This window comes from Parvibaculum sp. (genome assembly GCF_035511255.1).
In the GTDB taxonomy this organism is placed as follows: Bacteria; Pseudomonadota; Alphaproteobacteria; order Parvibaculales; family Parvibaculaceae; genus Parvibaculum.
The window spans coordinates 1-8,450 of the sequence record NZ_DATKFR010000226.1 but is presented as its reverse complement, the minus strand read 5'-3'; the positions used below and the strand labels follow the sequence as shown (position 1 = coordinate 8,450).

Here is an 8,450-nt window from a genome sequence, read left to right as displayed (position 1 = left end):
CCGGCGACGAAAAGCGCCAGATAAGGCGTCAATGCGATCGCCGCCTCGACCCCGCTTGCGACATCCGCAGGCGCAGCGAAGGTTTTGGCCAGCGCACCGACGCCGAGCGCCAGAACCAGCGCCTGCACAAGATAGGAGAAGCTCCTGAGGAAGCCGAGAATGACGAAAAGCCCGAGGACGCCGCCCAACGCACCCAACGCATGCTGCAGCACCGGATTGTCGAGCAGGCCGAAATAGAGCTTTTCGGAAATCCCGATCGCTTCCGGCGTATTGGTGAGCTTTACCGCCGACCAAGCGAGAAGATAGAGGCCGGTGACCAGCCGGAGCAGGAAAAGAGCAAGCGCCTTCATGATGTACCCCCCACAGGTAGCGGTTTCGCGCGACAGAGTTTGACCGCAACGCAAGCTTCGCGCCAAGCATAGTTTTATGACCTCCGACATGCGCTGGCCGCTCGCGGAGCTTCGGGCTATATAGTCCAAACGGATGCGGGCGATCGGAAGTCTTGGCCGACCTTCACTAGCAAACCCCGTCCGCCCGAGCCCGCCCGCCGCCAGCATGAATGCGAGTACGCCATGAGCCACGCCACCGAGCCCGCCGCAAAGACACTCGTTCTCGGCAACCTTCTACCGCTGACGCAAAGCGCCACGGCGGCAGCCGAAGCCCTGCTGGCCCATGCCAGGGCAGCGGTTGCCCAGAAAGTGAGCAGCGGCGGCAAGATTTCCGCGGCATTGATCGAGCGCGAGCAATTCGCCGCCCACGGCCTTTCCTGGATGGCGACCTATGTCGAAGGGCTTCGTCAGCTCTCCGCCTATGCGCGGCGCATGACCGAAGAAAAGCGTTTCGGCGAGATCGAGGCGCTGATCGTTCAGGTTGCCTTCGGCGAATATCTCTCGCAGCTTTCGGGCGGCATTCCGATGAGTCAGGGCGAGATTGTCAGGCCGCAGGACCTCGGCATTTCGGACGCCGACCATGCCGCCTTTCACACGGCGGACGTCCGTACCCTGATCGCGCATGGAAACACCGCGCCCGTCCGCGCGCGGCTCGCGACGCTGATCGCCGAGAATGCGGGCGCGTCGAGCTTCGGCGATGCCGGCCTCGAAGACACCTATGAGCAGATCCGCGATCAGATGCGGCGCTTCGCCGATGCCGAAGTCGTTCCTCACGCCCATGACTGGCACCTGAAGGACGAGTACATCCCGCTTTCCGTCATCGCGAAGATGGCCGAGCTCGGCGTCTTCGGCCTGACGATCCCGGAAGAGTTCGGCGGTCTCGGCCTCGGCAAGGAATCGATGTGCGTCGTCTCCGAGGAATTGTCGCGCGGCTATATCGGCGTCGGCTCGCTCGGCACACGCTCCGAAATTGCGGCGGAACTGATCCTCGGCGGCGGCACGCCCGAACAGAAGGGAAAATGGCTGCCGAAGATCGCGAGCGGCGAAATCCTGCCGACCGCCGTCTTCACCGAACCCAATACCGGCTCCGATCTCGCGAGCCTCAGGACGCGCGGAAAACGCGACGGCGATGTCTACCGCATCACCGGCAACAAGACATGGATCACACATGCGGCGCGCGCCGACGTGATGACGCTGCTCTGCCGCACCAGCGACGAGCCCGGCTACAAGGGCCTCTCGATGCTGCTCGCCGAAAAGCCGCGCGGCGACGAAGCGAGTCCCTTCCCAGCGAAAGGCATGACCGGCGGCGAAATTGAAGTGCTCGGCTATCGTGGCATGAAGGAATTCGAGATCGGCTTCGATGATTTCGAGGTGAAGGCCGAAAACCTTCTCGGCGGCGAGGAAGGCCAGGGCTTCAAGCAGTTGATGCAGACCTTCGAAAGCGCCCGCATCCAGACGGCGGCCCGCGCCATCGGCGTCGCGCAGGCCGCCCTCGAGCTCGGCCTCAAATATGCGCAGGAACGCATCCAGTTCGGAAAGCCGATCTTCGAGTTTCCGCGCGTCTTCGGAAAACTCGTGATGATGGCGGTCGAAATCCTCGTCGCCCGCCAGCTCACCTATCACGCGGCGCGCGAGAAGGATGGTGGGCGTCGCTGCGACCTGGAAGCCGGCATGGCGAAACTTCTCGGCGCCCGCGTCGCCTGGGCGGCGGCGGACAATGCGCTGCAGATCCATGGCGGCAACGGCTTCGCGCTCGAATATCCGGTGAGCCGCGTCCTTTGCGATGCGCGCATCCTCAACATCTTCGAGGGCGCCGCCGAAATCCAGGCGCAGGTGATCGCCCGCCGGCTTCTCGAAGGCGGCAACTGAGAAGGAGCCGCCCGTCGAAGGCGGCAGCAAGGATTAGGGAATGGAAGAGCTCTTTAAATATCTCGGGCCCATCGCCATGGCCGCCGTCGTGCTGGTTTTGGGTCTCGGCCTCTTCAACATGATGCGCGGCGGGCCGGGCTCGCGGTCGCAGACGCTGATGCGCTGGCGTGTCGGGCTCCAGTTCGTCGCTATCATCCTGCTGATGACTGCGCTCTATTTCTCGACGCGCTGAGCCGCCTAGCCTTGCGGTGTCGTGGCGATCACGATCGAACGCTCGAGCGCCGCATCCCGGTGATGGAGGGCGTTCCGGTATTTCTCGACCTGTTCCATCGACAGGATGCCCCTGGGCTCGACATATTGCATGACGGCCAGGTCGTCCCAGCGATCGAGCGTCGGCCCGCCCTGCGCTTCTCGGATGACCGCCTCGACCTTACCGTAGAAAACGAGATGGCCGCCGGTCTTGTAGACCGTCTGCAGCGCAACGACACCGTAACGGCCATAGGCCGCGCGCCCCGACACCGTGGCCGCGCCCTCGCGAACCTCCGTATAGCGGGCCGTCGGGTAATATTTGAGGAAGTTCATCATCGCGGGCTTGTAAGAGCCGGGCTGCGCCAGCAGGGTGCGGATCGCGGCGGCGTCCGGCATGATGTCCTGGCGGAACTCGTTGTTCGGGCGATCGGCCGAGACCTCTCCGCCCGGTTTCTTCCATAGCCCCGTGCTCACCAGCATGCGGATCACGCCGAGGACGAGGCGCGGCGGCCGCCGGATCGCAAGCCGCGCGACATAGGCGTCCTCGACATTGGACGCGAGTTTCAGAGGCATGGCGTCGGGCATTCCGCCGGCGACGATCAGAAACCTGTCCCAATAGGCCTGATCCGTTCCGAGAAATGGGAAATCGACATTCACCGTCCATTCGATCCGGACGTCCTGGGCTATGACCTCCGGCGACCGCGAACGCTTGTCGCGATGCTTGAGCGCGACCAAAAAGACCGGCGCCCTGCCACCGATCCTGTAGACCGGCTCCCGGCCGCCGAGGAACCAGAGCGCGCCAACACCGATCACGGCGAAGGCCAGCAAGGCGAGAAGGATTTCGAGGGCGACCATGGCGGCTCCGCAATTCGGACGATGATGACTGAACACTATGGATAAATTGACACTATGAATGTCAAAATAAAAAAGCAAGCCACACTGCGCGCCGCTTACTTGCGAAGCTGACCGTCTTCCCGACCTCCGCGAGAAGCGAATCAGAGACAAATCGGCCACAGTGCTGCTAGATTTTGCGCGACTGCGGGAACAGAACGCCCGTTTGAGGTATTTTGCGGCAATCTCTGAGAACCAGACCGCCGAGCAGGCGAGAAGAAGGGGAATATCGTGCCGAAGAGCAAGTTTCTAGCGGCCGCCTTGGCGGCGACCGCCTTCATGGGTGTGAGCGCGCCGGCATCGGCGACCGACAACTGGATCGACGAATTGCGCGTCGGCGTCTACGACCACGCGTCGGACGCCTTCGGCTCAAGCCATGAGACGAACAATCCCGACATCAATGCCGAGGCGTTGTTCGCCTCGCCGGACTGGCTCTCCTGGGCCGGAGCACCGCGGCCGATGATCGGCGCGAACCTCAACACCGGCGGCGGCACGAGCATCGCCTATGCGGGCCTCGCCTGGGACTACTACTTCACCGACGCGATCTTCGTCGAAGGCACGTTCGGCGGCGCTATCCACAATGGCGAAACCTCTGGCAACAACGGCCCGGACCGCGACCGGATGAATTACGGCTGCCGCGCGATGTTCCACGAAAGCGCCTCGCTCGGCTACAATTTCGACGGGCATTCGAGCCTGATGCTCACCATCGACCACATGTCGAATGCGAGCTTGTGCGACGAGAACCCGGGCCTCACCGATATCGGCGTCCGCTACGGTTTCAAATTCTGAACCCGACGGAGACCGCAATGGAAAGGGCGCCCGACGGCGCCCTTTTTGTTTCTTCCGCCACTCCATGTTTAAGTCGCGCCTGTGCGCGTTCCGAAACAAGGGAGAAGATCATGGCCACGATTTCCGCCGCCGAGCATCCCAAGAAGACTGTGAACATTTCAGGCCGGCACATGGCCTATGTCGAGATGGGGGAAGGCGATCCCATCGTCTTCCTGCACGGCAATCCGACCTCTTCCTATCTCTGGCGCAATGTGATGCCGCATCTCGCCGATCAGGGCCGCTGCATCGCGCCCGACCTCATCGGCATGGGCGATAGCGACAAGCTCGAACCCTCGGGCCCCGAACGCTATACGTTTCACGAGCACCGCAACTTTCTCGAAGCCTTCCTCCAGGCCGTCGGCGTCGAGAAGAATGTCACGCTGGTCATTCACGACTGGGGTTCGGCCCTCGGCTTCGACTGGGCAAACCGTCATCGACCCGCCGTCGAGGGCATCGCCTATATGGAGGGGATCGTGCGTCCCCTGACATGGGACGAATGGAGCCCCGCCGCGCGCCGCATCTTCGAGGGCTTCCGCTCGGAGAAGGGCGAGGAAATGATACTCGAGAAAAACCTCTTCATTGAAGCCGTATTGCCGGGTTCGATCCTGCGCAAGCTGACGCCGGAAGAGATGGAGGTCTATCGTCGCCCCTTCCGCGAGCCGGGCGAGGACCGCCGCCCCACCCTGACCTGGCCGCGCCAGATTCCGCTCGACGGCGAGCCGGCCTTCGTCGTCGAGGCAGCACAATCCTATGCGGACTGGATGGCGACGACGGAGATTCCGAAGCTTTTCGTGAATGCCGATCCGGGTGCGATCCTCATCGGCGCGCAGCGCGAATTCTGTCGGAGCTGGAAGAATCAGACGGAAGTGACCGTGCCGGGCAACCACTTCCTCCAGGAAGACAGCCCGCATGAAATCGGCGAAGCGATCGCCCAATGGCGCAAGAAAGCGATCGCCCAATGGCGCAAGAGGTGGCGCAAGGGATAACCTGAATACAGGAGAAAGGCAGGCTTGATCCCGCGCGACGTCCGCGCGACCCTGCACACAGACAAACCGGGAGACGAAACATGACCGAGGCAAGCACTGTGGCGACAGGCGCGGATGCGAGGCAATCCTATTCGGGCGTCGCGAAGGCGTTTCACTGGACGATCGTCGTTCTGATCGCGCTGATGCTCTATGGCGGCTGGGCTGCCGAGGATCTGCCGCGCGAAGAACGTCTCGGCGTCATGCAGATTCACGCCGGCATCGGCCTCGTCATCCTGATCCTGATGGCGGCCCGGCTCGCCTGGCGTCTCGGCCATCCGGCGCCGGCGCTTCCCGCCGGCCTGCCGCGCTGGCAGGTGATCGCCTCGAAGGCGACGCATCACGGACTTTATTTCCTGGTCATCCTTCAGCCGCTGCTCGGCCTGATGCTCACCACCACGTCCAAGGGCAACCTGAAGCCCTTCGGCCTCTTCGGTCTTCAGATCGCGCCCAACGAAACGATCCATGAACTCGGTGAGACGCTGCACGGCCTCAACGCATGGCTCATCACGGCGTTGATCGCACTCCACATCGTGGCGGCGCTCTACCATCACTTCGTGCGCCACGACAACGTGCTGAAGCGCATGCTGCCTTTCGTCAAGGCCTGAGACCGCTTCATGGTGACTCTCAACAGGATCTACACGCGGACGGGCGACAAGGGAACGACGGCGCTCGCCACCGGCGAGCGTGTGCCCAAATACGCGCTGAGGATCGAGAGCTACGGCACGGTCGACGAAACCAACTCCACGATCGGCATCGCGAGGCTCCACACCCGCGAAGACCCGACGCTCGACGCGATGCTCGGCCGCATCCAGAACGATCTCTTCGATCTCGGCGCCGATCTCGCAACGCCCATGAGCGACAAGGGGGGCAAGACGGCGGCGGAACTCGGCTATGAACCCTTGCGTATCGTCGAGGCGCAGGTGACGCGGCTCGAGACGGAGATCGATGCGTTGAATGCCCATCTCTCGCCGCTGCGCTCCTTCGTGCTGCCGGCGGGCACGAGCGCCGCAGCGCATCTCCACCTCGCCCGCACCGTCTGCCGCCGCGCCGAGCGCCTCGTCGTCGCCCTGGCTGAGGAAGAGCCCGGCCTCGTCGCCGAACCCGTGGTGAAATATCTGAACCGCCTCTCCGATTTTCTCTTCGTCGCCGCCCGTTACGCGAACTGGGCTCCCGAAGGCCGGGGACAAGGCGACGTCCTCTGGACACCCGGCGCCAACCGCTGAACGACCTCCGATTAAATCGTTGTTCTACATATGTTTTCTCCACTGCACCGAGGTTCGTCCGGTGGCGTCCCCATTTCGTTGACAGGGGCTTATGGCGGCTCTAGGTTGCCGCACCGCAACAACGGCCTACGTCTTTTTCGCGTTGCCGGACCTTCGTTCCCATGATGGGTAGCCGCTCCAAGGTGCCTTCGCCGGCCGCCGGAAAGCGGATTGAAAGTCGGGCAACCTCAACACCAAGACCGTCGCCGCGGCGAGTGAGCGAAAGCTCCGAAATCCAAGGCGATGCAGGGAGTCTATCTCGATGAAAGTCCTCGTGCCCGTGAAGCGCGTGGTCGACTACAACGTCAAGATCCGCGTGAAGTCGGATCAGACGGGCGTCGATCTCGCCAACGTCAAAATGTCCATGAATCCCTTCGACGAAATCGCCATCGAAGAGGCGGTACGTCTGAAGGAAGCGGGCAAGGCGACCGAAGTGATCGCGGTGTCGATCGGCGTGGCGCAGTCCACCGAGACGATCCGCACGGCGCTCGCCATGGGTGCCGACCGCGGCATCCTGGTGAAGTCGGACGAGACGGTCGAGCCGCTCGCCGTCGCCAAGATCCTGAAGGCGATCGTCGAGGCCGAAAAGCCCGACCTCGTCGTTCTCGGCAAGCAGGCGATCGACGACGATTCGAACCAGACGGGCCAGATGCTCGCCGCCCTTCTCGGCTGGCCGCAGGGCACGTTCGCCTCCAAGGTCGAATTCGAGGGCGACAAGCTCCTCCTCACCCGCGAGATCGACGGCGGCTTGCAGACGCTGAAGCTCAACATGCCGGCGGTCATCACCACCGACCTCCGCCTCAACGAGCCGCGCTACGCCTCGTTGCCGAACATCATGAAGGCGAAGAAGAAGCCGATCGATGAGAAGACGCCGGCCGATTACGGCGTCGACGTGACGGCGCGCCTCCAGGTGCTGAAAGTGACCGAACCGCCGCAGCGTCAGGCCGGCATCAAGGTTGAATCTGTCGAACAGCTCGTTGCGAAGCTGAAGGAAGCGGGAGTGATCGGATGACGACGCTGGTTATCGCAGAACACAACAATCAGGCCCTCAACGACGCGACCGCGAAGGTCGTCACCGCCGCGACGAAGCTCGGCGGCGACGTGCATGTCCTCGTCGCGGGCCAAGGCGTCGACGCCGTGGCCGCTGCGGCCGCAAAGCTCGCGGGCGTCTCGAAGGTTCTCGTCGCCGACGACGCGCAATATGCGCACCGCACGGCCGAACCTCTCGCCGCTCTCGTCGTGAGCCTCGCCGGCTCCTACGACGCGATCGTCGCCGCCGCGACGACGGTCGGCAAGAACTTCGCGCCCCGCGCCGCAGCGCTCCTCGACGTGCAGCAGATCTCGGAAATCATCGAGGTGGACAGCGCGGACACGTTCAAGCGTCCGATCTATGCCGGCAACGCGATCCAGACCGTGAAGTCGACCGACGCGAAGAAGGTCATCACGGTCCGCACGACGACTTTCCCCGCCGCCGCCCAGACGGGTTCGGCCTCGATCGAAAAGATCGGCGCCGCCGCCAATCCGGGCCTCTCGGAATGGGTCAGCGAGAACCTGACGAAGTCCGATCGTCCCGAACTCACTTCGGCCAAGATCATCATCTCCGGCGGTCGCGGCATGCAGTCGGGCGACAACTTCCACATGCTCGACAAGATCGCCGACAAGCTCGGCGCCGCCGTCGGCGCCTCGCGCGCCGCGGTCGATGCGGGCTTCGTGCCGAACGACTACCAGGTCGGCCAGACCGGCAAGGTCGTCGCGCCCGAGCTCTATATCGCTGTCGGCATCTCCGGCGCGATCCAGCATCTCGCCGGCATGAAGGACTCGAAGGTCATCGTCGCCATCAACAAGGACGAAGAGGCCCCGATCTTCCAGGTAGCCGATTACGGCCTCGTCGCCGACCTCTTCCAGGCGGTTCCCGCGCTGGAGCAGGAACTCGGCAA

10 protein-coding genes are annotated in these 8,450 nt (G+C 63.4%); 8 read left to right on the top strand and 2 right to left on the bottom strand.

Going from position 1 to position 8,450, the window contains the following annotated elements:
- A partial coding sequence (locus VMR03_RS08860) for a hypothetical protein (protein WP_325404317.1) occupies positions 1-350 on the bottom strand: 350 nt, incomplete at its 3' end.
- 222 nt (positions 351-572) lie between these two features.
- Here VMR03_RS08860 and VMR03_RS08855 point away from each other — a divergent pair.
- Positions 573-2,258, top strand: a complete 1,686-nt coding sequence (locus tag VMR03_RS08855; RefSeq protein ID WP_325404316.1) for an acyl-CoA dehydrogenase family protein — start codon at positions 573-575, stop codon at positions 2,256-2,258.
- A 40-nt stretch (positions 2,259-2,298) separates the two neighbouring features.
- On the top strand, positions 2,299-2,490 hold the full coding sequence (locus VMR03_RS08850; RefSeq protein WP_325404314.1) for a twin transmembrane helix small protein: 192 nt from the start codon (positions 2,299-2,301) through the stop codon (positions 2,488-2,490).
- Positions 2,491-2,495: 5 nt separating this feature from the next.
- Here the strand turns inward: VMR03_RS08850 and VMR03_RS08845 are convergent, their stop codons facing one another.
- On the bottom strand, positions 2,496-3,362 hold the full coding sequence (locus VMR03_RS08845; protein ID WP_325404313.1) for a hypothetical protein: 867 nt from the start codon (positions 3,360-3,362) through the stop codon (positions 2,496-2,498).
- A 267-nt stretch (positions 3,363-3,629) separates the two neighbouring features.
- Here VMR03_RS08845 and VMR03_RS08840 point away from each other — a divergent pair, with 267 nt between their 5' ends.
- The 6 genes from VMR03_RS08840 to VMR03_RS08815 form a co-directional block, all read left to right on the top strand.
- Entirely contained in the window at positions 3,630-4,187 is a 558-nt protein-coding gene (locus tag VMR03_RS08840; protein ID WP_325404311.1) for an acyloxyacyl hydrolase, read from the top strand.
- Between the two features lie 110 nt (positions 4,188-4,297).
- Positions 4,298-5,212, top strand: a complete 915-nt coding sequence (locus VMR03_RS08835) for a haloalkane dehalogenase (RefSeq protein WP_325404309.1) — start codon at positions 4,298-4,300, stop codon at positions 5,210-5,212.
- Between the two features lie 80 nt (positions 5,213-5,292).
- Positions 5,293-5,856 (top strand): cytochrome b, encoded by a 564-nt coding sequence (locus VMR03_RS08830; protein ID WP_325404307.1) that lies wholly within the window; start codon positions 5,293-5,295, stop codon positions 5,854-5,856.
- 9 nt (positions 5,857-5,865) lie between these two features.
- Positions 5,866-6,474, top strand: coding sequence for a cob(I)yrinic acid a,c-diamide adenosyltransferase (locus VMR03_RS08825; RefSeq protein WP_325404305.1), 609 nt, complete (start codon positions 5,866-5,868; stop codon positions 6,472-6,474).
- A gap of 301 nt (positions 6,475-6,775) precedes the next feature.
- Positions 6,776-7,525 (top strand): electron transfer flavoprotein subunit beta/FixA family protein, encoded by a 750-nt coding sequence (locus tag VMR03_RS08820; protein WP_325404303.1) that lies wholly within the window; start codon positions 6,776-6,778, stop codon positions 7,523-7,525.
- The coding region (locus tag VMR03_RS08815; protein ID WP_325404301.1) for an electron transfer flavoprotein subunit alpha/FixB family protein at positions 7,522-8,450 on the top strand (929 nt) is incomplete at its 3' end. The genes VMR03_RS08820 and VMR03_RS08815, both read left to right, overlap by 4 nt.

Bases quoted from the DNA above. Each gene is read 5' to 3' on its own strand.
- VMR03_RS08855 (WP_325404316.1), top strand. From the start codon at position 573: ATGAGCCACGCCACCGAGCCCGCCGCAAAGACACTCGTTCTCGGCAAC.
- VMR03_RS08850 (WP_325404314.1), top strand. From the start codon at position 2,299: ATGGAAGAGCTCTTTAAATATCTCGGGCCCATCGCCATGGCCGCCGTC.
- VMR03_RS08845 (WP_325404313.1), bottom strand. From the start codon at position 3,362: ATGGTCGCCCTCGAAATCCTTCTCGCCTTGCTGGCCTTCGCCGTGATC.
- VMR03_RS08820 (WP_325404303.1), top strand. From the start codon at position 6,776: ATGAAAGTCCTCGTGCCCGTGAAGCGCGTGGTCGACTACAACGTCAAG.
- VMR03_RS08830 (WP_325404307.1), top strand. From the start codon at position 5,293: ATGACCGAGGCAAGCACTGTGGCGACAGGCGCGGATGCGAGGCAATCC.
- VMR03_RS08835 (WP_325404309.1), top strand. From the start codon at position 4,298: ATGGCCACGATTTCCGCCGCCGAGCATCCCAAGAAGACTGTGAACATT.
- VMR03_RS08825 (WP_325404305.1), top strand. From the start codon at position 5,866: ATGGTGACTCTCAACAGGATCTACACGCGGACGGGCGACAAGGGAACG.